1 protein-coding gene is annotated in these 398 nt (G+C 76.9%); it reads right to left on the reverse strand.

Annotation, left to right across the window (positions count from 1 at the left end; translation table 11 throughout):
• Positions 1-398: adenylosuccinate synthetase (locus ACJOT3_RS34690; protein ID WP_406977354.1), on the reverse strand; the 398-nt coding region annotated here is incomplete at both ends.

The raw sequence follows: 398 nt of genomic DNA on the forward strand, positions 1-398 counted from the left end.
GAGCTCGCGGCGGAGCGTGTCCAGGTGGTCGGCCAGCCGGTGCAGTCTGCGGCGCAGCCGGGCGGGTTCGCGGCAGTCGCCGACGGTGGGCGCGTCCCCGGGGCGGGCCAGGGCGTAGGCCATCGTCTCGCCCACGCCCATCCCGCACGACCCGTGGCGGCCGCCGCCCCGGGCGACCTCGCGGACCCGGTTGGCCTCCTGGTGCCAGGGGGTGGCGATCAGCGCCCGGGCGTCCACCGTGACCAGCGCGAACGGGTCCGGAACACCGAGGGAGGCCAGGTGGGCGCCCTCGGCCGCCAGCGCGAAGGGGTCCACCACCATCAGCCGGGACAGGTGCGTGGGCACACCCGTCAGGGTCCCCGAGCCGAACTGGGAGAACGTGTGGTGGCGCCCGTCCG

Origin of the sequence: Nocardiopsis protaetiae, from assembly GCF_045446735.1 — a bacterium.
Taxonomy (GTDB): Bacteria; Actinomycetota; Actinomycetes; order Streptosporangiales; family Streptosporangiaceae; genus Nocardiopsis; species Nocardiopsis protaetiae.